This window comes from Mesorhizobium sp. LSJC269B00 (genome assembly GCF_000502815.1).
Taxonomy (GTDB): Bacteria; Pseudomonadota; Alphaproteobacteria; order Rhizobiales; family Rhizobiaceae; genus Mesorhizobium.
In genome coordinates this window covers 87,907-112,483 of the sequence record NZ_AYVN01000016.1, presented here as the reverse complement: position 1 = coordinate 112,483, position 24,577 = coordinate 87,907, and the positions used below count along the sequence as shown (strand labels likewise).

Below are 24,577 nucleotides of genomic sequence, written 5' to 3'. Positions count from 1 at the left end.
GCCAGTCAACGCCGCACTCTACGGCGAAGGAATGTCGTCATGACGAGTCCGATCAACAACGCCGCCCGCACCACAGCGCAGGGCCATTTCCGCACCTTGCGTCTCGGCACGCCGTTCCAGCCGCGCATCGATGCGGTGGCCAAAACTCAGGACTGGTACAATTGGGCCGGCTATCGCGCGCCGCATTCGCTGTGGGACGAGGAACTCGAATATTTCGCCATCCGCAGCCAGGCGGCTTTGTTCGACATCTCGCCGATGACCAAATACCGCATCGAGGGGCCGGATGCCGAAGCCTTCCTCGATCGCGTCACGCTGCGCGATGTCACCAAGCTGAAACCCGGCCGCGTCCACTACACCGCATGGTGCGACGACGAAGGTTTTGTCCTCGATGACGGCACGCTGTTCCGGCTGTCGCCGACCCGCTTCCGCCTGTGTTCGCAGGAGCGGCACCTGCCCTGGCTGCTCGACAGCGCCATCGGTTTCGAAGTGACCGTCGAAGAAGAGACTGAAAGCGTCGCTGGTCTCGCTCTGCAAGGCCCAACCTCCTTCGCCGTGCTGCGCGAGGCCGGCTTTGCCGGCGTTGAAAAACTCAAAGTGTTCGATCTCGCCGAGTTCCCGCACGATGGCGGCACTATCACCATCTCGCGCACCGGCTTCACCGGCGATCTCGGCTACGAACTGTTCGTGCCGGCCGAAAAAGCGCTCAGCCTCTGGGACCGCCTGATGACGGCAGGCGAACTGCGCGGCATCCGCGCCATCGGCTACGCCGCCCTCAACCGCGCCCGGCTGGAAGCCGGCCTCATCGTCGCCAATGCCGACTTCACCACCGCAGACCATGCCATTCGCGCCGACCGTCTGCGCATGCCGGACGAGATCGGTCTCGGCTTTATGGTCGCCCTGGGAAAAGGCCATTTCAATGGCCGCCGCGCCATCCTCGAAGCCCGTGCCAAACGCAAGCTGCTTTACGTGCTGGTCGGGTTGGAGATCGAAGGCAACATCCCGGCCGAACACGCCATCGTCTATCACAAGAAGCATCAGGAGGTCGGCCTGGTCAGCGCCGCCATGTGGTCGCCGATGGCCAAGCGCAACATTGCCATCGCCTCGCTGACGCGTCCCTATGGTGATACGATGGTGGAAGACCTCTGGGTCGAGATCTACGCCATGCGCGAGTTGCAGTACCAGAAGCTGATGAAGCGGGCCAAGGTGGTGGCCCGTCCTTTCATCAAGCTCGACCGCCGCACCGCCAATCCGCCGGCGGATTTCTGATCATGGCCGACGAACCGGATGATGAGACGGAAGCCGCCGAACAGTGGCAGCTGGTCAACACGCCGCTCGGCGAAAAATGGTCGGGTCGTACCCGCTATGCCGCCGCCATGTACTTCTACAAGCGCGGCGAAATGAGCGCCGAGACGCTGGAAGTCTACCGCATCTGCGCGCGGCTGGACTGGGAGAACCCGCTGCCGATGATCAGGGATCGCGGCGGCCAGGATTGGCTGAAGCGCATGGGCGCTTAAGCCTCAGCCTATGGTTCTTTCGAGAACGCTCAGCCAGTTGCGATAGGCTATCTTCTCGATCAACGCGCGTCCGAAACCGCGCGCGGCCAGCGCATCTATCAGCTTCGGCAGACCGGCAACGTCGCCGATGACGGCCGGAATCATCGCCCCGTCGAAATCGGAGCCGAGACCGACGCCGTCCTCGCCCAGCGCCTGCAGCAGCGAGTCGACATGGCGCACCATGATGTCGAGGCTAGTGTCCGAATTCATCCGTCCGTCTTCACGCAGGAAGCCGGTGGCGAAGTTGAGCCCGACCATGCCGCCGGTCTCGCGGATAGCGCCGAGCTGCCAGTCCGTCAGGTTGCGCGAATGGGTGCACAGCGCATGCACGTTGGAATGAGTGGCGACCAGCGGCGCATCGCTGAGTGCGGCGACATCGCGAAAGCCCTTTTCGTTGAGATGCGACAGGTCGATCATGATCTTGAGCTGATTGCAGGCCTTGACCAGCGCCTTGCCGGCATCGGTCAGCCCCGGTCCGGTATCGGGCGACGACGGGAAGCGGAACGGGACGCCATGGCCGAAGGCGTTGGGGCGGCTCCAGACAATGCCGAGCGAGCGCAGGCCGGCTTCGTAGAGCACGTCGAGCAAGGTAAGTTCGGGATCGATCGCCTCGACGCCTTCAATATGAAACACCGCCGCGATCGAACCTTTCGCCATCGCCTCGCGAATGTCACCGGCACTGCGGCAGACTGTCAGCGCGCCCGCGCGCTCCAGCCGAAACAGGATCGAGGCCATGCCGATGGTGGAATTGAGCGCATCAGCGCGCGGCAGTTCCGGCGGCAATGGCTCATTGTCGCTCGGCGCCGGCGGCACCGCAGCACGTTTGCTCTTCTCGACCGGCGGTGGAAAGATCGCGAACATGCCGCCGGCAAAGCCGCCCTTCTTGGCGCGCGGCAGGTCTATATGACCGCCCTGCGTCCCCTCGATGAACAGCTTTTCGACGTCTGTGTCTTTCGACTGGTACAGTCGCAGCAGCGTGTCGTTGTGGCCGTCGAAGACGGGGACGAGATCGGGTTCGGTCATTAGGAAGCCATTCGGTCAATTGGCAGGAGCGGACGAACCGCGGCGAACTGTGTACTTAGGCAAGAAGGCCGAACTGCGCAAATGCCAGAGAGGCGTTCGCTCTTGTGGCTGAGCGACTCCGACCACCTGCCGGGTCCCCGCTGCTTCGCAGCGTCCCGGCGTTCGCCGGCCTTTCATCATGCCACTGGCACGATGAATTCGCCTGCGGCGAACCGGCTGCTCACCCCACAAGGGGAGAAGGGAAAAAGGTCTATTGCTTCAGCACATCCGCCCATTCCGGATGGCGGCGGAACTGGGCGTTGGCGAAGGGGCAGAGCGGGATGATCTTCTTGCCCACTGCCCGCGCGTCCTCGACGGCGCGTGTGACAAGCCGAAGGCCGGCGCCCTGGCCGCGAAACACGTCCGGCACTTCGGTGTGATCGATGATGATCTGGTGCTCGCCGACCTTGGTGAAGGTCATTTCCGCCTCGGCGCCGCCGGGTCCGCGCAGCACATAACGTCCCTTCGAGCCGCGGTCCTCGAGTTCGATCTCAGGCAATTCGTCAGGCATCGCTTGCTCCTTCAACCGGCGCATCGGCAAAAAGCCGCCTCGCCGCTTCGATCTCGTTTGGTCGAATTTCGTGGCCGCCATCGTGCCACTCCACTGTGACATCGGCGCCATTGGCGCGCAAATAGGCCTCCAGCCGGGATGTCAGGTTGGGCGGGCAGATCGGGTCGCGCTTGCCGGCGGTGACCAGGATGCGGCGTCCGGCAAGGCTGCCCTGCACCTGCGGTTCGAACGGGATCAGCGGGTGCATCAGCACCGCCGCATCGAACAGCTCGGGCGCGGCGAACATTACGGACGCCAGGATGTTGGCGCCGTTGGAATAGCCGAGACCCAAGACCGAAGATGGCCTTGCCGCTGCCACCTGCGCCTTGATGAAACCGGCCATCTTGGCGGTCGCCCGCGCGAGGTCGTCCATGTCGTAGACGCCCTCGCCGGTGCGGCGGAAGAAACGCGCCGCACCATGCTCGGAAACATCGCCGCGCGGCGATACGATCGTCGCCTGTGGCGCGAGGTCGCGCCCGAGCGACAGCAGCTGGCTCTCGTCCGCGCCGGTGCCGTGAAAGACGAAGAGCAGCGGGCCGCCGGGCGAACCCGGCAGCGCCTTATGGATGTAAGCTTCCTTGCTCATCGTCTCAGCCTTCCAGCTTCTGCAGATGCTCTTCAAGATAGGGCCGCAGATGCTGGTGCTGCGTCGGCAGTTTCAGGGCTTCGCCGAGATGGGCGGTGTCCTCGTCGCGGTCGAAGCCCGGCTCATTGGTGGCGACTTCGAACAGCACGCCGCCCGGCGTTCGGAAGTAGATCGCCCAGAAATAGTCGCGGTCGATCACCGGCGTCACGCCATAACCCGTATCGATCAGCGCCTTGCGCACTTCGAGCTGCTGGGCGCGGTTCTCCACCGCGAAGGCGACATGGTGGACCGAGCCGGCGCCGAGATTGGCAAAGCCCGCGGTAGGAAGCGATTCGATATCGACGACATCAGCGCCGTTGCCGTTCTTGATGGCGAGCCGGCTGACACTGCCGGACTTGTCCACTTGCTCATAGCCCATGAACTTCAACAGCTCTTCCGTGGCGCCACCATCCTTCAATCTGAGCGAGACCGAGTGGAAGCCGCGTATCGCCTCATCAGCGGGAATGCCGCCTTTCAACCATGGCGCGCGGCTGTCCGCCTTGTCTTCGACCAGCGCGAAACCGTCGCCGTCGGGACCGGCGAAGGCCAGCCGCTTCTCGCCGAACGTCTCTTCGCGGGAGACACCCGCAACGCCTTCATCGGCGAAGCGCTTTTCCCAATAGCCGAGCGTGCCGGCCGGCACCGAATAGGCCGTGGTACCGACCTCGCCGACGCCGTGGCGGCCCCTGGCAATGTCCGGGAACGGAAAATAGGTCATCACCGAGCCGGGCGTACCGTGCTCGTCACCATAATAGAGGTGATAGACATCTGGCGCGTCGAAGTTGACCGTCTTCTTGACCCGGCGCAGGCCGAGCTTGTGCGTGAAGAAATCATTGTTCTGCCGCGCATCGCCGGCCATCGACGTGACGTGATGCAGGCCCTTGATCTGGTCGAGCATGTCTTGCTCCTTCCCTTGGGTTTGCGGCCGTTGCCGCTGTCCACGCCTATATGAGGGGCCGCCCGGCAATGGCAAAGGCGGCAAACTCAGAATGGACTGTATCCCAACAGTGAACAGCAGGAAATTTTCGTTCACCATTTAGGCAGGGCTGACAGGCTTGCGCTGCCGCCAAATTCCGGTTCATTGAACGTCTTCCCGACGTGACAGGATAGAGCATTGGCCGCGAAAAGCAGACGCCCAAACATCCTATTGATCTCCTGCGACCAATGGCGGGGCGATTGCCTGTCGGCTGCCGGCCATCCCGTGGTGAAGACGCCGAATGCCGATGCGCTCGCCGCCAAAGGCGTCCTTTTCAAGCGGCATTACGGCGGCGCGGCGCCCTGCTCGCCGGCCCGCGCGTGCCTCTACACCGGCCTCTACCAGATGAACAATCGCGTTTGCCGCAACGGCACGCCGCTCGACGCCCGCCACGGCAACATGGCGCTTTCGGCCCGCGCCCTCGGCTATGATCCGACTTTGTTCGGCTACACCGATGTCTCGCCCGATCCGCGCACGATGGCGCCGGGCGATCCCCGGCTGAAAAGCTATGAGGGCGTGCTGCCCGGCTTCAGCGTTCGCCAGTTCTTGCCTGAGCATCAGAAACCATGGCTGTCATGGCTGAAGGCACGTGGCGTCGACACCAGCGCGGGCTCTCCCGGCATCCATCGTCCCGTGGGCGGGGAAGCGGGCGACGCCGTGACCAACGCGCCGCCTGTCTATTCCAGGGACGAGACGCCGACCGCTTTTCTTGCCGGCGAATTCATTCGCTGGCTCGACGAGCAGGATGCGCCATGGTTCGCGCATGTCTCCTTCATTAGCCCGCATCCGCCCTTTGTCGTGCCGCAGCCGTACAACACTCTGTATGATCCAGCCGATGGTCCTGCCTTCCGCCGCCAGGAAAGTTGGCAGGTGGAAGCTGAGAGCCATCCCTATCTGGCTTACGACCTTGGTCGCCAGAAGCGGAGAAGCTTCCGCCCCGGCACCGACGGCCACGTGCGCGACTGGGGCGACGACAACATCCGGGCCATCCGCGCGATCTATTACGGCATGATCTCGGAGGTCGACGCGCAGCTTGGCCGCATCTGGCAAGCGATCAAGACGGCGAATGCCTGGGATGACACCATCATCGTGCTGACTTCGGACCACGCCGAGATGATGGGCGACCATTTCATGCTGGGCAAAGGCGGCTTCTTCGACGGCAGCTATCGCATCCCATTGATCGTGCGCGACCCGCGTCACGGCAATGCAGCCGGCTCGACCGTCAACCACTTCACCGAGGCCGTCGACATCTTTCCGACTTTGCTCGATCTGCTGGACGCCGACGCCCAGCTGCATCTCGACGGCCGCTCGCTAAAACCGTTCCTGCAAGATGAACCGCCTAAGGATTGGCGCGACGCGGCGCATTGGGAGTTCGACTTCCGCTCGATTGCCAGCGGTGAAGCCGAACGGCATTTCGACATCGGCTCGCGCCAGTGCAACCTCGCCGTCATCCGTACGGAAAAATTCAAATACGTGCATTTCGGCGGCGGCCTGCCGCCGCTGCTCTTCGACATGCAGAAGGATCCGGGCGAACTGGCCAACGTTGCCGCCGACCCGGCCTATCTCAGCGTGCGGCTTGAATTTGCCGAGCGGCTGCTTGCCTGGCGCGCCGAGCATCTCGACCAGTCGCTGGCGCTTGCAGAGCTGACGGGCCAGGGGGTGGTGGGGTATGTGGGCAGGCAGTAGGCAGCAGGCAGCAGGCAGCAGGCAGCAGGCAGCAGAATGTTTCCGGCGGCCTGATGCCTAGTCGCTTGGTTTTTCGCCTACTGCCTAATCCCTACTGCCTATTCCCTTACTGTACCATCATCCGCTGCTGGTCGCGCTTCTCAGCATAGCTGCCCTTGTCATAGGCGGCCTGCGCCTGCAGCTGCTCCTTGGTGAAGTTGGTGTAGAGATATTTGTTGCCGTCCTTGTCGGTCATGAATTTGAGCTTGTCCATGCCGACCGCGACCTCCTTGGCGCCGATGCCTAGAAAGCCGCCGACATCGATGATGACGGCATCCGGCTTGCTGTCGGGCGTGAGCACGACGTCGCCGATCTCGCCGACCTTGGCGTCGTTGGCGCCATAGACGGTGGTGCCCTTCAGGTCGTCGCCTCTGATGTTACCGACCGGCATTTCGGTCAATGTGGACTTGTCGATCGCTGCCGTTTGCGTCGGATCGGTGGCTTTTGTCCCGGCCGGAGCTTCCGCGGTCTTGTCCGCTGGCTGAGCATTGTCAGCCGGTGCAACGGCCGTCGGGGCAGCCGGAGCAGTCGGCTGCGTCGCGTCGGAGGTTGTCGTCACGGGCGCCGGATCATAGGGCTTGCGGTCGAAATCAGGCTGCGCCTGCAGTTCCTCCTTGGTCGTCTGCGCCACCAGCCAGCGATCGCCGTTCTTTTCGGCCCACCGCGCCTTGGCGAAATCATAGGTGACGTTCTTTTCACCCATGCCGAGGAAGCCGCCGACGCCGATCACCAGCGACTGCGCCTTGCCATCCTTGGTCAGCACGATGTCGTTGACGTCGCCGATATTCTGGGCATCGTCGCCAGTGCCATTGTAGACATTCTCGCCGATGATGTTGGTTGCGAGATTGCCGTCAGCGCGTTTCACCGCCGGTTCTGACGGCGCGGCGTTGAGATCAACCGGCTTCTGCGGGTCGTTCTGCGCCGTGGAAGCAGGCGCCGAGGCCGGATCGTAGGGCTTACGGTCGAAGTCGGGCAGCGCCGTCAACGCTTCTTTCGTCGTCTCGGCGACGAGCCAGCGGTCACCATTCCTCTCGACCCATTGCAACTTGCCGTAGTCGAAGGCGACGTTCTTGCTGCCTATGCCGAGGAAGCCGCCAACGCCGATAATGGCGGATTTCGCCTGGCCGTTTTCATCGAGGACGACGTCGCTGACGTCACCGATCTTCTGCGCATCGTCGCCGGTGCCATTGTACACGGACTCGCCGATGATATTGGTCATCAGCGCGCCGTCGGCCTGTTGCGGCGCCGGCGCGATGGTAGCAGGGGCTTCAGCCGGCGCTGGGGTCGTCGCCGGGGTCGTCGTTGACTGCGCAAACGCACCGGTAGCGATCAGCGTTGCCAGTGCGGTCGTCGCGAACAGTGTGCGGATCATGATTAAGTCTCCTCTTGCGTGATCTCATGCGCGCCGCAATCGGCAAACCACTTGCCGGGAGACCGAAGGCGGCGCCTCCAATGGGATCACAACGTTGTGACAAGGCGCTTGTTCCGAAAAAACGGGAGCATCGAAATACCCTGGGCAAGTCCGCGGAATCGCCCGATATTCCCGCCGGCCGATGGAACCTTTGCCAAGCTTGCCCGTTTCAGCCTGCGGCTGGCATACCGGCCTTTAAAAAAGAATACGGAGCGGGGCATGCGATTTGCAGCGGTGCTGAACCGGGACGGCGGCACCTTGCGGACCACCGATCTTTCCGCGCTAACGGACCGCATGCGCCAGACGCTCGAGGCGGCTGGTCACTCCATCGATATCGACATCGTCGCCGGCAAAGAGATTGTCGCGGGGCTCGACAAGGTCGCCGCGCGGCGCGACATCGACGTCGTGCTGGCCGGTGGCGGCGACGGCACCATTTCGGCCGCCGCGGGGCGGCTGATGAATGGCAAGAAGGCGCTGGCCGTCCTGCCTGCAGGAACCATGAACCTGTTTGCCCGCGGCCTTGGAATTCCGCAGACCATCGATGGCGCGCTAAAGTCCTTTGCCGACGGCGAGATCATGGCGGTCGATATCGCGAGCGCGAATGGCCGGCCGTTCGTGCATCAGTTCTCGATCGGCCTGCACGCCAGAATGGTGAAGCTGCGCGACAATATGGAATTTGCCTCGCGCCTGGGAAAGATCCGCGCTTCGGCCAAGGCCGCTTGGACGACGATCAACAATCCTCCAGCCATGAAGGTGACATTGACGGTCGGCGAAGCCGAAATCGTGACCCGCATCAGCGGCATCGGCATTTCCAACAATCTGTTTGGCGAAGGCCATCTGCCTTATGCCGACAATCCTGCCGGCGGCGTGCTCGGCATCTATGTAACCGTGGCGCGGCAGCGTGGCGAGCTGGTCAGGGCGCTCTTCGACATGGCTCGAGGCAGGTGGCGCGACAGCGATCATGTCGAAACTCATCAGGCCGACAAGGCAATCGTGAAGATCCATACAGGGAGCAAGAAATTCGGCGCCGTCATCGACGGCGAACTGGTCAAGCTGGACCGCGAAACGACAATCCAGATCCACCCTGGCGCACTGAACGTCCTGGTTCCGGCGCAAGCCGCCCAGGCGAAGGCCGCCTGATGCGATTACGAATGACGCGGAAAACCCTAGCCGCCCGACTGCCCCTCGCCGGCTGGCGCGCTCTGGTTGGCCGGCGCGCTCTGGCCGGTGGGCTGCCCCTGGCTTTCAGGGGTATCTGGATCGATCTTTTGGCCATAAATCTCGGCCGCTCCCCAAGCAATGAAAGCCAGGAGCAACGCGGCGACCAATATGCGCAGGCCGTGCCAACCCCAGCGCCCCTGACGGGCTTTGTTTTCAGGGGCGATCTTGGTCATCGGCGGCGTTCCTATCGCGCAACCGGGATGGTGGATAAAACCATCGCCGGCGAAACATGGTGGAGTAACGATTGCTTGCTACAAAAGTTCCGGCGCGCGACGGCCGCGCGAGATGCGCGCCACCGCAGGTGGGGCCTGCAAGCGAGGGGGCTTGGTGGATAGCAAGGTGGCGAAGCAGGCTGGTTTGCCGGTTGAGGTCCGCCGCGCCGTGGCGGCGCCGGAGCGGGTTGCCGTACTGCATAGGCTTGACGCGATCGACACCGACTCCGATCCCGACTTCGATCGCATCACCGGCCTTGCCGCAGCCGTGATGCAGGCGCCGATCGCGCTCGTCACGCTGCTCGACACCGAACGACAGTGGTTCAAATCCTGTGTCGGCTTCAACGAGACCGAAACCGCGACCGACATATCGTTCTGCGCCCATACCATTGCCGCCGGCGACGAGCCCATGGTGGTGCCGGATGCCAGCATCGACCCTCGCTTCTCCCGCAACCCGCTGGTCACCGGCGAACACCATGTCCGCTTTTATGTCGGCGCGCCGATGGTGGTTGCCGGCGCGCGCGTCGGTACGGTGTGCGTACTCGACCGGGAGCCGCATGAATTTCCGTCCGCTGCCGCGCTCGATCATTTGAAATCGCTGGCCAGCCTCGCCGCCAGCCTGTTTACCCTCAAGGACGCCACCCGCAGCGGCGCCATTGCCACGGCTGCTTTGGCGCAGGAGGAAAAGCGCCGAGCCATAGCGCTCGACGCCGCCTCGCTCGCCAGTTGGGCCTGGGATATCCGCACCGACATGATCGAATGCGACGTGCGTTTGTCGGAGCTGTTCAACCTGCCGCGTTCGAACCGGCTGCGGGCGCGCGACATTCTGGCCGCCATCGACCCGCGCGACGTCTACCAGACCGAGACGCGCTTTCGCGATGCCCTGACCGGCAGCGACGACTATTTCGGCGAATACCGTGTCAAAGGCTTCGATCCGCCGCGCTGGATAGTCACCCGCGGCCGCGTCATCGAGCGCGACGGCGAAGGCAAGCCGACGCTGATCTTTGGCGTCAACTACGACATCTCGGAACGCAAGCTCGGCGAGGACCGGCAAAGGCTGCTGCTGCGCGAGCTCAACCATCGGGTCAAGAACACGCTGGCGACGGTGCAGGCGCTGGCGACGCAGACCGTTCGCCACGCTCGCCGCCCAAGCGAATTCCTGGAAGCCTTCGGCGCCAGGCTGCAGGCGCTGGGCGCTGCCCATAACCTGCTGTCGGATCGCGAATGGCGCGGCATCGGTATTCGCGAACTGATGCAGATCGAGGTGAAGCCGTTCGATTCGGCAGAACGGCCGCGCATCGTGATGTCCGGTCCGGAGCTGCTGCTTTCGCCCGACCAGGCGGTGGGGCTCGGTTTGATCATGCACGAACTGGCCAGCAACGCGCTGCAATACGGATCGCTGTCGGTTGGCTCGGGGAAGGTCGATGTCGACTGGAAGGCGGCGGGCAAGAAAGGCGCGCGCCGCCTTGTGCTGACTTGGAGCGAAAGCGGTGGGCCGAAAGTCGACCCGCCGGAACGCCAGGGCTTCGGCTCTATCCTGATCCGCCGCAGCCTCGCCAAGGTTTTATCGAGCGAGGTGACCCACGAATTCCGCAGCGAAGGCGTGTTCGCCGAAATATCGATGCCGCTTGAAGATCTGCCGGCCTAAAGCGATTCCAGAAGTGCGAAGCGATTTTCCCGGGAAAAGCGCATCAGCGCCACGCGCTTTAGTCGGCTTCGCTGTCCGGATCGCCCGGATCCGGTTTGACGTTCTCGCGGTAGATGGCATAGGCCGCGAGCGCGATCATCGGGCCGAGAATGACGCCCTTGCCGCCTTTCCCCTTGAGCAAAGCCGGCAGCACGGCAAGCGCCGCAGTGATACCGAGCGCCTTCAGGTCGGCATTGCGCCTTCGCGCACGTCGGCGCGCACGCGTTCCGGCCGCAAGTTGATGAATGAGCACGATAAGCGCGGCCGTTACCAGGAAACCGGCCGCGAAGCCGAGACAGGCGGCCATTGAGCCATAACGGTCAGCCGCCCAGATGTAGGCCGCCCCCAGGAGGAATCCGAGGCCGCACAGGGCAGCCACGGCGGCGAGCCCATAGACGATTGCCGCCGTGCGCGCGCGGCGCATGGCGGCAATGGCTTCACCCGAGGCCAAGGCCGAGATAAGCGGTGCCAGCATGCCCATCTCTGTCGAAACTAGCGCCGGGCAAGAAGCGCAAACAGGAAGCCGACGCCGGCCGCGATCGCCAGTGAAGTGACCGGCTTCTCGCGCACATTGGCCGTGATCTGGGCCTCAAGATCCTTGGCGTTGCCACGCAGGCTGTCGAAGACGGCTTCGCCCTGCGCGCGCAACTGGTCGACGCCTTCAGCAGCAGCGCGCCGCGCCGTGCCGTAACCATGTTCGCCGGTCTTGGCCAATTGCTTGGTCAATTTTTCGATATCCGCCTTCAACTGCCGAATGTCGGCTTCGAGGTCGGCGTTCGTCTGACTTTCGTTGGCGGTTTTTCCTGCGGCAGTTGCCATTCTAAACTCCTTGCGTTTGCTTGGCTTCAAACGCCCGACACACGTCATGGTTCCGAAATCGGAGACCGTATCCATGAAAGGGTGTTTGCAAGTGCGAGTCCAGCCCCAGATGGAGGCCTGCCTGTCAGATCAGTGGCCGACGGCCTTCGCTTAGGCCCTCCCAGCGCGCGAGATCCTTCAGCCCCTCCCCGTCGATCACTTCGCAACCGCCGTCGCGCCAGGCGATCAGCTTGCGATCGATGAGCTTGCGGATCGTCTTGTTGGTGTGGACCAGCGACAGGCCGAGCGTATCGGCGACATGCTGCTGGGTAATCGGGATTTGCACCGGCGCCTTGCCGTTGAGCCCGACTGCCGCCGCGCGGCTGGCGATGAAGGCAATGAGATAGGCGGTGCGCTCGACCGCCGTGCGCCGACCGACGCTGAGCAGGTTCTCGTCCAGCATGCGCTCCTCGCGCGACGCCAGCCAGGTAATGTCGTAAGCAAGGCCCGGATGGTTGCGGTAGAGCTCGTGCAGGTTTTCACGCTCGAAGACGCACAACAGCATGGGCGACAGCGCCTCGACCGAGTGCTGCATTTCGCCCATCAGGCTGCCCTGCAGCCCGATAAGATCGCCGGGCATGGAGTAGTTCAGGATCTGGCGCCTGCCGTCCGACAATAGTTTGTAGCGGAAGGCCCAGCCCGAAAGCACGGTGTAGAGATGAGCACTTTGGCTGCCTTCGACCAGCACTGTGGCGCCCTTGTCGACGGCCAGTTCGCCCTTCTTGAACATGCTGACATAGGCAAGCTCCTGCTTCTCGAATTCCCGGAACACCGGCAATGGCCGAAGCGGGCAGATCTCGCATGGGTACTGACGGCTGGAAAACGAACGACCATTCTGGCCAGACATTTCGATCCCTCTTTCGAAAGTCTCTTGCCAGAGACTGAGTGCTACGCCTTTGCACGGCCGCGGTTCCGCTGCCGATGGCATGTCTTTTTTAAATGACAGGATGGCAAATAGCGATCATGACTCGCTACACTCCACTGAGGCGAATTCGAAGCTCGCTTGTGGAGTAGAGCCGGTGGGCGAACTTTTCGGATTAAGGCCTGACCGATCCCCCAAGGTCCGCGATGCGGTTGACTGGAGTCACTGTACCCGATGCTGCAAGAATTGAGGAGAGATTGCCAAGTGCCGCCATTGCTTGAGGGATTGCGAATTCTTGTCTTGGAGGATGAATTCCTGATCGCCATGGATGTCGAGCAGCTTTGCCGCGACCATGGCGCGAACGACGTAGTGATTGCCCGCGCTCTGGCCGAGATCGATGAGCAGAAGGTCGTTGGCGAGTTCGACGCCGCTATCGTGGACCTCATGCTGGGCGGAACGTCCACACTCGATTTCGCCGCGCGGCTGCGCCAATCGGGCCTGCCGTTTGTCTTTGCCTCCGGCTATTCGGACCCCGATGAGATCAAAGGGTCTTTTCCCGGCATCCGCCTGGTCACCAAGCCTTATTCGGGGACCGATCTCGTCGAGGCTCTGGCGGCGGCCTGCGGCCGCGCGCCAGTCTGAGATATCTTCGATGCGTATGTGTAAAGAGCCCAGGCCCGCAAACGGGGCCTCCGCCGTCAGGCAGCGTTTGAACCCGTCACCTGGGACGAGATCGCGTCCGGCCCGTATTCGTCTTCGCCGGAGATTTTGAGGATCTCCTGCAACCGCGTGCGGGCCCGGCTGACCCGGCTCTTGATCGTTCCGACCGCACAGCCGCAGATTTCGGCGGCCTCTTCATAGGAAAAGCCTGAAGCGCCGATGAGGATGATGGCTTCGCGCTGGTCCTCGGGGAGTTGCTCGAGCGCGCCGCGGAAATCCTTGAGGTCAAGCTGGCCGTGCTGAGCCGGATGAACGGCAAGCCTGGCCGTCATGATGCCGTCGCTGTCCTGCACCTCGCGGCCGCGCTTGCGCATCTGGGAATAGAACTCGTTGCGCAGGATGGTGAACAGCCATGCCTTGAGATTGGTGCCGGGCTGAAAGCTCTCATGCTTGTCCCAAGCCTTGACCAGCGTCTCCTGCACCAGATCGTCGGCCTTGTCGGCATTCTGCGTCAGCGACACGGCAAAAGCCCGCAGGCTCGGGATCGAGCCGAGCAGGTCGGTCTTGAACCCTTGTGAGACAGCTGCCATGCCTCAGTCCTTCTTCTGTGCGGGTTCGGCCTTTTCCAGTTGGCTGAGCAACTGGGCAAAGCGATCCGGCACATTGTCCGAGACCAGCTCGTCATAATATTGTTTGAGTTTACGGCCAATTTCCGAATTCGCCCCGAGCGGGTCGCCGGAATTGGCCCGGCGCCTGTCAGCGGCGCCAGCCAGCGTTTCTTTATTCATGTCCTTCATTTCGCCCTTAAATCCAGCGCCCCGAGCCGCCCCATTACACAACGCAAAGCGGCCCCCTCGTCTGGTTGCCCATCGCACCACAAACGTCGCCCGTGCAGTTTCGTTCCACAAGTGTCGGAACTTTTTCGCAAAACCCGCGTTTGGGTGTTGGGGCTTGCAATCAGCTTGACCTGCAATCTATGCAATCACGTCATCTGAGGGAGACGTCTACCATGAGCCTTTCCGCAACCATCGCTCCGCACCTGCCGTTCCTGCGCCGCTTTTCACGCGCCGTATCCGGATCGCAGGAGAGTGGCGATGCGCTGGTAGCCGCGATGCTCGAAGCCATCATCGCCGACGTCGACATCTTCCCGCAAGCGTCAAGCGACCGCATCGCGCTCTACAAGGTATTCGCCAAACTGTTCACCTCCATTGCCATCCGCGTTCCGCAGGAGCAGGCGCAATCGGCATGGGAGCAGCGCGCCGCCGCCAATCTGAACGCCATTGCGCCACGGCCACGCCAGGCTTTCCTGCTGGTCGCGGTCGAAGGCTTCGGTGAAGACGAGGCAGCTGAAATTCTCGATGTCGACGCCAAGGAATTCTCCGAACTGCTTGCCCAGGCGAGCAACGAGATCTCTCGCCAGGTGGCGACCGATGTGCTGATCATCGAGGACGAGCCGCTGATCGCCATGGACATCGAGGAAATGGTCGAGAGCCTCGGCCACCACGTGGTCGGAACCGCGCGCACCCATACCGAGGCGGTGGCGATGTTCGGCAAGACAAGGCCGAAGATGGTGCTGGCCGACATTCAGCTTGCCGATGGCAGCTCGGGTATCGATGCGGTCAACGAAATCCTGTCGTCGACTTCGGTGCCGGTAATCTTCATCACCGCCTTCCCCGAACGTCTGCTGACCGGCGAGCGGCCTGAACCGGCCTTCCTCGTCACCAAGCCGTTCAATCCCGACATGGTCAAGGCGCTGATCAGCCAAGCGCTGTTCTTCGACCGGCAGGCCAAGGCCGCCGCGTGAAGTAGGGCCTTCAATCTCCAACTTTTCGCCGCCTCGCAGCGTTGGCGGCACTGGCGATCGCCTAACCCGGCGATCGGCGGCTGCCCGTCGCGCCGTATGGCGCTCACGCGCGCGAATCAATTCGCGTCCGGGCCTCTTCCAAAGACCTTCTTTTTCGGCAAATGGTGGAACAAACAGCAATCACTCACGTTCTTGATCCAGTATCGGAAGGAGACAGATCATGCTCTACTGGGCGCTCGTATTTCTCGTCGTGGCGATCATCGCCGGCGCGCTTGGTTTCGGCGGCATCGCCGGTACCTCGGCCGGTATCGCGCAAATATTGTTCTTCATCTTTCTCGCCTTCCTCGTCATCTCGCTTCTGGCCGGCCTGTTCAGACGGGCATCGTAGGAGCGGGCGAAGAACACTGGAAGCCGCACCCCTCAAACGGTTTCCAGCCACCGCCGGGCGATGTCCTCCAACGGGACATCGTCCGGCGGACCTTTTCTGGGGACCTACTCAGGAACTGAGTCCAAGTGAATCGTTCGGTCCTGATCAGGTGGACAGGTGATTGATGCGTTCCATTGGCGGAGGCGAGAGCGGACAGGGCGACGAGGTGATCGCACTGCACCCGGCTGAAAGCGGAATGCAGCTTGGCCGGGCCTTGCTTCACGCTCTGCACAATGCCGGCATTTCCGTCCTCTATCAGGATCGTGAATTGAAGACTGTATGGGCCCGCAACATGCGTGCGCCGTGGGTTTCCGACACAGCCGACAGCAACGGCGCGTTGCCACCGGCGCAAGCTGAGCAAATCGCCGCCGCCAAAAGCAATGTGATCGCTTCCGGCAATCCGGAACGCCTTGAACTGAGTGTTCCCACCAGTGATGGCATGCGCTGGTTCCAGGTATGGGTCGATGCCGATCGGGGCCATCGCGGCGACGTGCAGGGCGTCGTCACCACGATGGTGGAAACCACCGAGCAGAAACGCCGCGAACAGACGCTGAAGACGCTGTTGCGCGAAGTCAGCCACCGCTCCAAGAACCTGTTGGCCATCATCCAGAGTATTGCCACCCAGACCGGCCGCTATTCCGAGACACCCGACGATTTCCTGAAGCGCTTTCGCGGCCGCCTGCAGTCACTGGCTTCCTCCCAGGATCTGGTAACGTCGTCGAACTGGCGGGGTGCAGCACTTCGCGAGCTTATCCGCGGCCAGGTCGTTCGCTACGGCGCCGATCCCGCGCAGAGCCTGCGCTTCAATGGCGTCAACCCCTACCTCAATCCCAACGCCGCCATTCATATCGGACTGGCAATGCACGAACTCGCCGTCAATTCATTCAGCTACGGCGCCCTGGCGCGGCCGGACGGCTTTGTCGAGGTAACCGCCGATCTGTCGAACGTCGCAGAGGCCGCCGACAAGCCGGCTTTGTCGCTGACCTGGGTCGAGGCCATTGTCGCCAATGATAACAGACGCACCGAGAAACGCTTCGGCAGCGTTGCCCTCGAACGTGTCGTGCCGGCATCGCTGAACGGCACGGCGACGCTGGAGATCACCAGTGACCGCCTCGAATATCGCCTGGTGGTTCCGCACGGCAATTTCGAAACCGAATGAGCGGCGGGATTCCTTAACCGGCTGTTCACCATAAAATCCGATGCTGTGGTTCCCAGAGATTGCTGGATCTTGACCGATTCAACCGATGTTCGGCCGCGGCCTGCAACGCAAGTATGGGAGGAATGATCATGACGGTGGCCGATATGAACAGGCTGGAGCAGGCCGCGCGGGTCTCGATGAGCGGCTTTCAGGATCCTGATGCTTCAGCCTCGCCTTTGCAGCACGCCTGGCACCCCTTGCTTCGCTTCGCCGCTGTCGCGCTCGTCGCCGCTGTTGTGCTGATCGTGGCGTCGCAATTGGCCTGAGCCAGATGCTCAGGTTCACGCTGCTCCCAAGCAGCCTGGCTCAGAAGCTGTCCAGCTCGTAGCCGACCAATTATTAACGCCCCTTTCGGCACAGGAACTTTGACGGCTGTGGACCGTTCTTATGGCGAGAGGACGTATCGCCGTGGAACACATCGCCGCTTTGCTTTTGGTAATTGGCTGTTCGAACAACATGACCGAATGTCGTGAACTGCCGGTGCCGGTCAGTGTTTTCGAAACCGCCGAAGCATGCACGGCAGAACGTCCATTCGCTGCCGGCGACGTGCAGGGTCAGGCCGAGCACGTCGTTGCCAAATGTCTTACGGTCGACCCCGCGCTGGAGGATGATTACGACCAGATCGTCTGGAACGTGCGCCCGGACGGCACCCTCGACGCGTCTTTGCAGATTTCCAGTGTCGTGGTCGCGTCGAACGCCACGCGCCGCGAAAAAGACTCTCTTAGCCAACAATAAGATCGAGCGGGCAAAGGCTGCTGTTTCGTGCTAAATAGCGGCTGGAGCTTACTAAAGTGAGGACAAAAGTGAGGAGAGATTCTATGCGGAAATTGATTATTGCCATGGTTGCGGTGGTCGCCGTCAGCGGCTGCAGCACGACCGAGCAGGATGTCGGTGTCGGCGCCGGTGTCGGTGCTTTGGCCGGCGGACTGATCGGCGGCGGCAAGGGTGCGCTGATCGGCGCAGCCGTTGGCGCCGGTTCCGGCCTGCTGGTGCGCAACCTGCGCAACGGCTATTGCCAGTATCGCGACAATCGCGGCCGGCTCTACACCGCTCGCTGCTGATCCGCTTCAAAAGCGTCAGACAATCGCGACGGAGACCGGTCAGCCGGTCTCCGTTTGTTTGACTGCATCAGGCTGCGGGATCCTGATTTCCACCGTAAGCCCATCGATGCGAAAATCTCGGGCAATCGTGCCGCGCAATTCGCGCGTGACATTGAGGTCGATCAGCTTGGTGCCGAAGCCGGTCTTCGCCGGCGCTTCGAGTTCCTTCTGCCCGGCCTCGCGCCAGTTCAGAACCAGCATCCGCTCGGACCCGCGCCCCTCGAACGACCAGTCGACCTTGAGCGCACCCACGGAATTGCCGGCCTCGCCATATTTCAGCGCATTCGTCGCCAGTTCGTGAAAGGTCAGGCCAAGCGCCTGCGTCGTCCTCTCGTCGAGCAGCACCTGAGGCCCTGACAATATCCCTTCCGGAAGCTCCTTGCCGAACACCTGGCCGAGCTCGATGCGCAGCAGGTCGCCAAGATCGGCCTTCTGCCAGCGCGAACGCGTCAGCATATCCTGGGAAGCCGCCATTGCCTGCAGGCGGGCTGAGAAGGAAGTTGAGAACTCCTTCACGTCGGTTGCTTGCGCTGCCGTCTGGCGCGCAATCGCCAGCACCCGCGTGATCGAATTCTTGATCCGATGCTTCATCTCCTGCAGCATCAAATCCTTTTCGAGCAGGCTTTTTTCCGTCGTTTCATGCAGCAGCGACTTGGCGTCGTAGGCGCGCTCCTGGTAGCGCGCCACCAACGCGATGGCCCCGGCCAGAAGCAGGCCGAACAGCCCGAGCATGACCGGAATGGCGCGCGAGGACGGTTGCGAAAATGCACTTGTCGGCCGAAACAGCACCGTCCACGGCCGACCGGCGACGATGATCTTGCGCGTCACCAACAGCCTGTCGCCAAAGCTCGCAACCGGCGGCGTTTCCGACTGGAACAGAAGATTGTCGGCGTCGGCCGTGCCGTCATAGACCGCGGTGTTGACCGGCAGCAAAGGCGTGCGGCTGAGCGCGGTCTGGAACAGGTCGCGGGCGCGGAAGGCCGCGTAGAGAAGGCCTGATGTCGATGATCTGGACGCATTGATACCATCCGGCGCGGTTTCGACATTGAGCCTGACGAAGACCAGGAAACCGGTAAAGGTCTGCGCCGCGCCAGTGTCCTGGCCGAGCTGGACCAGACCGCTTGCGTGCTGTGCGTCATCGGCCATCGCTTTTTCGATCGCCTCGCGCCGCACCGGCTCGGTGAACATGTCGTAGCCGATGGTGGATTCGTTGGCAGGGTCGAGCGGCTCGAACAGCACGACGGGCGTGCGCCATGGCTGTGTCGTGTCCGGATAAACCGTGTGGGCGGCGCCGCGGTCGCGCAACATGTCGCGCTCGACCGCCGCTTCGTCACCGGTCTTGGCCAGCCTGAGATAGCCGATGCCGCGCAGGCCGGCGAAATTGTTATCGACATCGAGGGCGCTGAAGAAGGCCTTGAATTCGCTACCTGAAATCTCGCCATTGCGGGCGTCGAACAGCGCCTGCGTCGAGCGCAGCAGTGACAGATGCAGATCGATACGGCTTTCGATGCGGTTGAGCGCGTCGTCGGCCGTCGCCTCGAACTTGATGCGCGCCGCTTCCTGGGTCGCGAAATAGGCGAAGCCCGCCATCGTCAGGCTGATCAGTGCAACGGCAATGAAGGCAAGGATCGGGAAAAACTTCTTCAACGCAGGCCCATGGACGGTTCGGGATCTTTATGGGCAAGTCGCCGCGGCAAGACAATGGCGCGGCCAAGCCATAATGACAGCTGGCATATCATGCATATTTAGCCGGCTTATCGATCTCGAGCATCAGTGAACATGACAGCTGACGATAGCGTGGTCTCAGGCCGCGATCTTCAGCGCACCCGGACCGGGAATGGCGCCGGGCGGGCACTTTCCCAGGATGATCATGCCGAGCACTTCGTCCTGCGTCACATCGGTGGTGAGCGCGGTGCCGACGACCTGGCCGTTCTTCATTACGCAGACCCGGTCGGCAAGCTCGAACACGTCGTGAATGTCGTGGCTGATCAGGAAAATGCCGATGCCGTCGGCCTTGAGCTGCTTTACCAGTTCGCCGACCTGCGCCGTCTCCTGCGGCCCAAGCGCGGCCGTCGGTTCGTCCATGATCAGGATGCGGGCGTTGAACAGGATGGCGCGTGCGATCGCCACCGACTGGCGCTGGCCGCCCGATAGCTTGATCACGGGCTCCTTGAAGCGCTGGAAGCGCGGATTGAGCCGGCCCATCACCTTGCGCGCCTCGGCCTCCATGGCGACATCGTCGAGTGTCCCCCACGCGGTCATCAGTTCGCGGCCGAGGAAGAGGTTGGCGGCAGCGTCGACATTGTCGGCCAGCGCAAGCGTCTGGTAGATCGTTTCGATGCCGTATTTCTTGGCGTCGCGCGGATTGGAGATCGAGGCCTCCTGGCCGTTGACCAGGATCTGGCCGGCATCGCGCTTGTAGGCTCCCGACAGGATCTTGATCAGCGTCGACTTACCGGCGCCGTTGTGGCCAAGCAGCGCCACCACTTCGCCCGGGAAAAGATCGATGGACGCATCGTCGACGGCGCGAATGCCACCGAACGCGATCGAGATGTTGCGCATGTCGATCAGTGGCGTACCGGTGGGAGCAGTTTTTTCCATAATCGTTCCTCCCTAGACGCGCTTGCGGTAGACGGTGTCGAGCCAGACGGCGATGACCAGGACAGCGCCAACGACAATGCTCTGCAGCGGCGAGTCGATGCCGAGCAGCAACATGCCGGATTGCAGCGACTGCATCAGAAGCGCGCCGAGCATGGCGCCCATCACCGTTCCGGCGCCGCCCGCGAGCGACGTGCCGCCGATGACAGCGGCCGCGATCACCAAAAGCTCGTCCAGTGTGCCCAGCGCATTGGTTGACGCATTGAGACGGGCCGACGAGATCGCCGCGCTGATTGCAGCCAGCACACCCATGATCATGAACACCTTCATGGTCACCCAGCGCGTGTTGATGCCGGCGAGTTCCGCTGCCTCCGGATTGCCGCCGATGGCGAAGACATAGCGGCCGAAACGCGTGCGCTTGGTGATGAACGTCATGATGATGCCGACAATCACCGCCATCAGCACCGGTATGGCGATGCCATGCGCGATGAACAGCCCGCCTTCGGGAACGGTGATGCCGTTCTGCTGTGCGTACTGGCGCACGATGCCGATCGGCCATGGATAGGAATTGGCGATCCACACGGCGCCGAGGATGGCCGCGCAAGCGACCACGCCAAGCAGGGTCTCGGCCCAGACGGGGCGCAGTGGAAAGCTGAAGCGCTTGCGCTGCGAGCGACCGTTGAGCAGCGCGAAGGCGACCGCCGCGCAGGCGACGATGCCGACGATCCAGCTGGCAGCGGCGCCAATCGAGCCGCGTGGTCCGCCGCCCATCAGCTGGAAGGTGGCGTCGAGTGGCGCGACCGTGCGCCCGCTGGTGATGAGCCATGCCATGCCACGCCAGACCAGCAGGCCACCAAGCGTCACGATGAAGGCCGGAACCTGCATATAGGCGATGATGAAGCCCTGGAACGCGCCGATCAGCAGACCAAGCACCACGCCGGCGGCAAGCGCGACGATCCAGAGCCAGGGGTTTCCAAGCTGGAAGCCGATGACGCGAATGAGGAATTCGGCCTGTGCCACGCCCATGATCATGCCGATCACGCCTTCGACGGAGCCCACCGAAAGGTCGATGTTGCGCATGACGATGACCAATACCATGCCGGTAGCCATGATCGCGACCGAGGACGTCTGCACCGACAGGTTCCAAAGATTGCGCGGCGTCAGGAAAAGCCCGCCCGACAGGATATGTATGCCGACCCAGATGACCAGCAGCGCGCCGACCATGCCGAGCATGCGCGTGTCGAGCTCGGTCGCCTTCAGGAACCGGGCGACCGCGCCGAGTTCAGACGCTCGTGCCGTATCGGCCTGCGGATTTGAGGTCGTGTCGGTCATGATGTCCTCCAGCGGCTTGCCGTCTGGCGCGGATGCCGGACCACAGCCTAGAAGTTTGCCGCCGATGGCGGAAACACACAATTCTCGTAGAGAAAACGCCGCGGCTTGACAGCCGCGGCGCCTCATTTCTTCAAGTCGTCGAGATCAGTTGCAAGCCGCGACGCTGCCTGCGGCGACGCCTGTGCAGACTTCGTCCTTCTTGATCCAGCCGGCGTCGATGACGACGTTGAGGTTGTCCTTGGTGATCGCGACGGGGGTCAGGAACAGCGACTTGACGGTGTTGCCGCCAGGCGTGGTGAAGTCCTTGGCGCCGGCAATGTCGCCCGTCTTCTTGCCATCGGCGAGCTGCGAGGCGATCTCGGCGGCGTTCTTGCCGAGTTCGCGCGCGTCCTTCCACACCGACACCGTCTGCGTGCCGAGTGCGATGCGGTTCAGAGCGGCATGGTCGCCATCCTGGCCCGAGACCGGAACCGTTCCGGCGAGGCCCTGCGCCGTCAGCGCGGCGACAACGCCGCCGGCGGTGCCGTCATTCGCCGCAACCACGGCATCGACTTTGTTGTCGTTGGCGGTCAGGAACTGTTCCATGTTCTTCTGGGCGTTGGCCGGCAGCCAGCCATCGGTATAGGCCTCGCCGACATTCTTGATCTTGCCCGAGTCGATGGCCTCCTTGAGCACTTCCATCGAGCCCGAGAACAGGAAATCGGCATTCGGATCCGAGCCAGAGCCCTTGATGAAGACATAGTTGCCCTCGGGCTTCGCCTTGAACACTTCACGGGCCTGCATGCGGCCGACTTCCTTGTTGTCGAAGGTCAGGTAGAAGACGTCCTTGTTCTCGATCAGGCGGTCATAGCCGACGACCGGAATGCCTTCGTCCAGGGCCTTCTGCACCGCCGGGCCGATGGCCGAGGCGTCCTGCGCCAGGATGATCAGCGAGTTGGCGCCTTGCGAGATCAGGCTTTCGACGTCGGTCAGCTGCTTGCCGGGATTGGACTGCGCGTCGGCGGAAATGTACTTGTCGCCGGCAGCCTCGATCGCCGTTTTCATCGCCGCCTCGTCCGTCTTCCAGCGCTCTTCCTGGAAGTTCGACCACGACACGCCGATGACCTTGTCCTTCGCCTGCGCGACCGACATCAGCGCCAGCGACATGGCGACACCCGCCAGCATGGCGGCTGCAAATCTGTTCATCATAATCCTCCCTGCGCCGCGTGCGGCGCGACAAAACTGGCCCGAGGGCCGGCACACAGAGGCCCTATTTTTTCGAGCCTCGAAAAAATACTGGCTCAATGATAAGGCGCTGTCAACATCGATTCTGATGGATTCTGATGGCCGTGCCGAATTTTTTCGAGGTCCGCAATAAACAATGACAGGGCTGCCGGCGTCTGCCAATATTTGGCTGGTGCCGTCGAACGCCTTCACTATCATGAGGCGCGAGGAGGCCGGGAGGAAACAAATGTCGGTTGGAATCCGCCACGACGATCTGCGCCGTCGCAACCGTGCGATGGTGATTTCAGCCGTGCGCCGGGCCGGCCAGCCGTCGCGGACCGAGATTGCGGCGACCACCGGCCTCAGCCACTCGACCATATCGGCAATCTCGTCTGATCTGATTCAAGAAGGCATCCTGATTGAAGGCAAACCTGGCGAGACCGGCGCACTGAAACGCGGCCGGCCGCAGGTGGGCCTTGGTCTCAACCCGGAAGCGGCGGCGGTGATGACCGTCGTGCTGTCGCTCAATTTCCTGTCCGTCACCGTCATCGACTATGCCGGCCACGTCGTCGCCGAGGAACAGCGCCGGCTGGACACGCTGACCAAGCCGCGCGACGAGCTGATTGGCGAATGCGTAGCAATCGTCCGGCGGCGGCTTGAGGATCCCGACCTCGATGTCCAGAGCATCGCCCGCATTGCCATGGGCATCCAGGGCATCACCGATTCGCAGGCGCGCGCCATGCTGTGGTCGCCGATCACGCCACTGACCGACATTGCCTTCGCCGACATGTTGGAAGCGGAATTCGGCATTCCTGCCACCATGGAGAACGATTGCAACATGATGGCGGTGGCGCTGCAATGGCGCCAGCCCGAGCGCTACCGCGACAATTTTATCGCCATCCTCTTGTCGCACGGCATCGGCATGGGCCTGGTGCTGAAAGGCGAACTGTTCACCGGCACCCATTCCTCGGGCGGCGAGTTCGGCCACATGATCCACCGTCCGGGCGGCGCGCTCTGCCGCTGCGGGCGGCGCGGCTGCGTCGAGGCCTATGCCGGAAACTACGCCATCTGGCGCAGCGCCAAAATGATGAGCGAAGATGCCGAGCCGGTCGATATCGGCGACGCTGATATGCGCGCACTCGCCGCGCGCGCCCGCGAAACCGATGGCCCGGAGCGCGAAGCCTATCGCAGGGCCGGTGAGGCGCTCGGCTTCGGCCTCGGCAGCCTGTTTGCGCTGATCGACCCGGCCCCCGTCGCCATGGTCGGCGTCAGCGCCGCCGCGTTCGACCTGATCGAACCGGCATTGCGCGAAGCGATCGCCCAGACCGCCGGCGGCCAGCACTCGAAGTCGATCTCCTTCGACACCGAGCCCAACGAGCTGCCGCTGATCCGCGAAGGCTGTGCCATGCGCGCGCTCGGCTTCGTCGATCAGGAGATTTTTGCGCCGGGTATTCAGCCCAAATCCGGCAAGCATGTCGCGTGAATGGCCGGCAACGGCGCGACGCGCAGCATC

Annotated in this window: 28 protein-coding genes; 13 read left to right on the top strand and 15 right to left on the bottom strand. The window is 62.7% G+C overall.

Annotation, left to right across the window (positions count from 1 at the left end):
• Positions 1-39 precede the first annotated feature (39 nt).
• A complete protein-coding gene (locus X771_RS138680; RefSeq protein ID WP_023690116.1) occupies positions 40-1,266 on the top strand; it encodes an aminomethyltransferase family protein in 1,227 nt (408 codons plus the stop codon).
• A gap of 2 nt (positions 1,267-1,268) precedes the next feature.
• Positions 1,269-1,514: a hypothetical protein gene (locus X771_RS138685; RefSeq protein ID WP_023690115.1), complete on the top strand. Its 246-nt coding sequence runs from the start codon at positions 1,269-1,271 to the stop codon at positions 1,512-1,514.
• 3 nt (positions 1,515-1,517) lie between these two features.
• Here the strand turns inward: X771_RS138685 and X771_RS138690 are convergent, their stop codons facing one another.
• The 4 genes from X771_RS138690 to X771_RS138705 form a co-directional block, all read right to left on the bottom strand.
• Positions 1,518-2,576: a dipeptidase gene (locus tag X771_RS138690; RefSeq protein WP_023690114.1), complete on the bottom strand. Its 1,059-nt coding sequence runs from the start codon at positions 2,574-2,576 to the stop codon at positions 1,518-1,520.
• A gap of 250 nt (positions 2,577-2,826) precedes the next feature.
• Positions 2,827-3,126, bottom strand: a complete 300-nt coding sequence (locus X771_RS138695) for a GNAT family N-acetyltransferase (RefSeq protein WP_023683956.1) — start codon at positions 3,124-3,126, stop codon at positions 2,827-2,829.
• Positions 3,119-3,751 carry an alpha/beta hydrolase gene (locus X771_RS138700; RefSeq protein WP_023683957.1) on the bottom strand — a complete coding sequence of 211 codons (633 nt, stop codon included), beginning with the start codon at positions 3,749-3,751 and terminating at the stop codon, positions 3,119-3,121. The genes X771_RS138695 and X771_RS138700 overlap by 8 nt, the downstream gene beginning before the upstream one ends.
• A 4-nt stretch (positions 3,752-3,755) precedes the next feature.
• Positions 3,756-4,688, bottom strand: a complete 933-nt coding sequence (locus tag X771_RS138705; RefSeq protein ID WP_023670085.1) for a VOC family protein — start codon at positions 4,686-4,688, stop codon at positions 3,756-3,758.
• A 216-nt stretch (positions 4,689-4,904) separates the two neighbouring features.
• Here X771_RS138705 and X771_RS138710 point away from each other — a divergent pair, with 216 nt between their 5' ends.
• Positions 4,905-6,452 carry an alkaline phosphatase family protein gene (locus X771_RS138710; protein ID WP_023690113.1) on the top strand — a complete coding sequence of 516 codons (1,548 nt, stop codon included), beginning with the start codon at positions 4,905-4,907 and terminating at the stop codon, positions 6,450-6,452.
• Between the two features lie 106 nt (positions 6,453-6,558).
• Here the strand turns inward: X771_RS138710 and X771_RS138715 are convergent, their stop codons facing one another.
• Positions 6,559-7,863: a PRC-barrel domain-containing protein gene (locus tag X771_RS138715; RefSeq protein WP_023670087.1), complete on the bottom strand. Its 1,305-nt coding sequence runs from the start codon at positions 7,861-7,863 to the stop codon at positions 6,559-6,561.
• Positions 7,864-8,121: 258 nt separating this feature from the next.
• Between X771_RS138715 and X771_RS138720 the strand changes: the two genes are divergently transcribed.
• A complete protein-coding gene (locus X771_RS138720) occupies positions 8,122-9,042 on the top strand; it encodes a diacylglycerol kinase family protein (protein WP_023690112.1) in 921 nt (306 codons plus the stop codon).
• A gap of 26 nt (positions 9,043-9,068) precedes the next feature.
• Here X771_RS138720 and X771_RS03070 read toward each other — a convergent pair whose 3' ends face one another.
• Positions 9,069-9,296, bottom strand: a complete 228-nt coding sequence (locus tag X771_RS03070) for a hypothetical protein (protein WP_023683960.1) — start codon at positions 9,294-9,296, stop codon at positions 9,069-9,071.
• A 154-nt stretch (positions 9,297-9,450) separates the two neighbouring features.
• On the opposite strand from X771_RS03070, the gene X771_RS138725 reads away from it, so the two are divergent.
• Positions 9,451-10,983 carry an HWE histidine kinase domain-containing protein gene (locus X771_RS138725; RefSeq protein ID WP_023690111.1) on the top strand — a complete coding sequence of 511 codons (1,533 nt, stop codon included), beginning with the start codon at positions 9,451-9,453 and terminating at the stop codon, positions 10,981-10,983.
• A gap of 58 nt (positions 10,984-11,041) precedes the next feature.
• Here X771_RS138725 and X771_RS138730 read toward each other — a convergent pair whose 3' ends face one another.
• The 3 genes from X771_RS138730 to X771_RS138740 form a co-directional block, all read right to left on the bottom strand.
• Complete coding sequence (locus X771_RS138730) at positions 11,042-11,503, bottom strand: hypothetical protein (RefSeq protein ID WP_023690110.1); 462 nt, start codon at positions 11,501-11,503, stop codon at positions 11,042-11,044.
• A gap of 11 nt (positions 11,504-11,514) precedes the next feature.
• Positions 11,515-11,841: a DUF883 family protein gene (locus X771_RS138735; RefSeq protein ID WP_023670092.1), complete on the bottom strand. Its 327-nt coding sequence runs from the start codon at positions 11,839-11,841 to the stop codon at positions 11,515-11,517.
• Positions 11,842-11,965: 124 nt separating this feature from the next.
• On the bottom strand, positions 11,966-12,727 hold the full coding sequence (locus X771_RS138740; RefSeq protein WP_023670093.1) for a Crp/Fnr family transcriptional regulator: 762 nt from the start codon (positions 12,725-12,727) through the stop codon (positions 11,966-11,968).
• A 339-nt stretch (positions 12,728-13,066) separates the two neighbouring features.
• Here X771_RS138740 and X771_RS138745 point away from each other — a divergent pair, with 339 nt between their 5' ends.
• Positions 13,067-13,384, top strand: a complete 318-nt coding sequence (locus tag X771_RS138745) for a response regulator (RefSeq protein WP_050485906.1) — start codon at positions 13,067-13,069, stop codon at positions 13,382-13,384.
• Positions 13,385-13,440: 56 nt separating this feature from the next.
• On the opposite strand, the gene X771_RS138750 is transcribed toward X771_RS138745, so the two are convergent.
• Both X771_RS138750 and X771_RS138755 read right to left on the bottom strand, forming a co-directional pair.
• The gene (locus X771_RS138750; protein ID WP_023670095.1) at positions 13,441-13,992 is read right to left on the bottom strand and encodes a sigma-70 family RNA polymerase sigma factor; all 552 of its coding nucleotides are present in this window, start codon (positions 13,990-13,992) and stop codon (positions 13,441-13,443) included.
• Positions 13,993-13,995: 3 nt separating this feature from the next.
• Complete coding sequence (locus X771_RS138755; RefSeq protein ID WP_023670096.1) at positions 13,996-14,199, bottom strand: NepR family anti-sigma factor; 204 nt, start codon at positions 14,197-14,199, stop codon at positions 13,996-13,998.
• Positions 14,200-14,411: 212 nt separating this feature from the next.
• Between X771_RS138755 and X771_RS138760 the strand changes: the two genes are divergently transcribed.
• The 6 genes from X771_RS138760 (at position 14,412) to X771_RS138785 (ending at position 17,892) form a co-directional block, all read left to right on the top strand.
• Positions 14,412-15,206, top strand: coding sequence for a response regulator (locus tag X771_RS138760; protein WP_023670097.1), 795 nt, complete (start codon positions 14,412-14,414; stop codon positions 15,204-15,206).
• Between the two features lie 220 nt (positions 15,207-15,426).
• Positions 15,427-15,594: a DUF1328 domain-containing protein gene (locus X771_RS1000000167445; RefSeq protein WP_023670098.1), complete on the top strand. Its 168-nt coding sequence runs from the start codon at positions 15,427-15,429 to the stop codon at positions 15,592-15,594.
• Between the two features lie 163 nt (positions 15,595-15,757).
• Complete coding sequence (locus X771_RS138770; RefSeq protein ID WP_023690109.1) at positions 15,758-16,792, top strand: PAS domain-containing sensor histidine kinase; 1,035 nt, start codon at positions 15,758-15,760, stop codon at positions 16,790-16,792.
• 128 nt (positions 16,793-16,920) lie between these two features.
• Positions 16,921-17,097, top strand: coding sequence for a hypothetical protein (locus X771_RS1000000168925; protein ID WP_023690108.1), 177 nt, complete (start codon positions 16,921-16,923; stop codon positions 17,095-17,097).
• A 142-nt stretch (positions 17,098-17,239) separates the two neighbouring features.
• Positions 17,240-17,566, top strand: a complete 327-nt coding sequence (locus X771_RS138780) for a hypothetical protein (RefSeq protein ID WP_023670101.1) — start codon at positions 17,240-17,242, stop codon at positions 17,564-17,566.
• Positions 17,567-17,649: 83 nt separating this feature from the next.
• Positions 17,650-17,892: a YMGG-like glycine zipper-containing protein gene (locus X771_RS138785; protein ID WP_023670102.1), complete on the top strand. Its 243-nt coding sequence runs from the start codon at positions 17,650-17,652 to the stop codon at positions 17,890-17,892.
• Between the two features lie 39 nt (positions 17,893-17,931).
• Here X771_RS138785 and X771_RS138790 read toward each other — a convergent pair whose 3' ends face one another.
• The 4 genes from X771_RS138790 to xylF form a co-directional block, all read right to left on the bottom strand.
• Positions 17,932-19,578, bottom strand: a complete 1,647-nt coding sequence (locus tag X771_RS138790) for a CHASE domain-containing protein (RefSeq protein ID WP_023670103.1) — start codon at positions 19,576-19,578, stop codon at positions 17,932-17,934.
• Between the two features lie 156 nt (positions 19,579-19,734).
• The gene (locus tag X771_RS138795) at positions 19,735-20,532 is read right to left on the bottom strand and encodes an ATP-binding cassette domain-containing protein (protein ID WP_023683966.1); all 798 of its coding nucleotides are present in this window, start codon (positions 20,530-20,532) and stop codon (positions 19,735-19,737) included.
• Between the two features lie 12 nt (positions 20,533-20,544).
• The gene (locus X771_RS138800) at positions 20,545-21,861 is read right to left on the bottom strand and encodes a sugar ABC transporter permease (protein ID WP_023690107.1); all 1,317 of its coding nucleotides are present in this window, start codon (positions 21,859-21,861) and stop codon (positions 20,545-20,547) included.
• 144 nt (positions 21,862-22,005) lie between these two features.
• Positions 22,006-23,046, bottom strand: a complete 1,041-nt coding sequence (xylF, locus tag X771_RS138805) for a D-xylose ABC transporter substrate-binding protein (RefSeq protein ID WP_023683968.1) — start codon at positions 23,044-23,046, stop codon at positions 22,006-22,008.
• A gap of 265 nt (positions 23,047-23,311) precedes the next feature.
• On the opposite strand from xylF, the gene X771_RS138810 reads away from it, so the two are divergent.
• Complete coding sequence (locus X771_RS138810) at positions 23,312-24,547, top strand: ROK family protein (RefSeq protein WP_023690106.1); 1,236 nt, start codon at positions 23,312-23,314, stop codon at positions 24,545-24,547.
• The last annotated feature ends 30 nt before the right edge of the window (positions 24,548-24,577 follow it).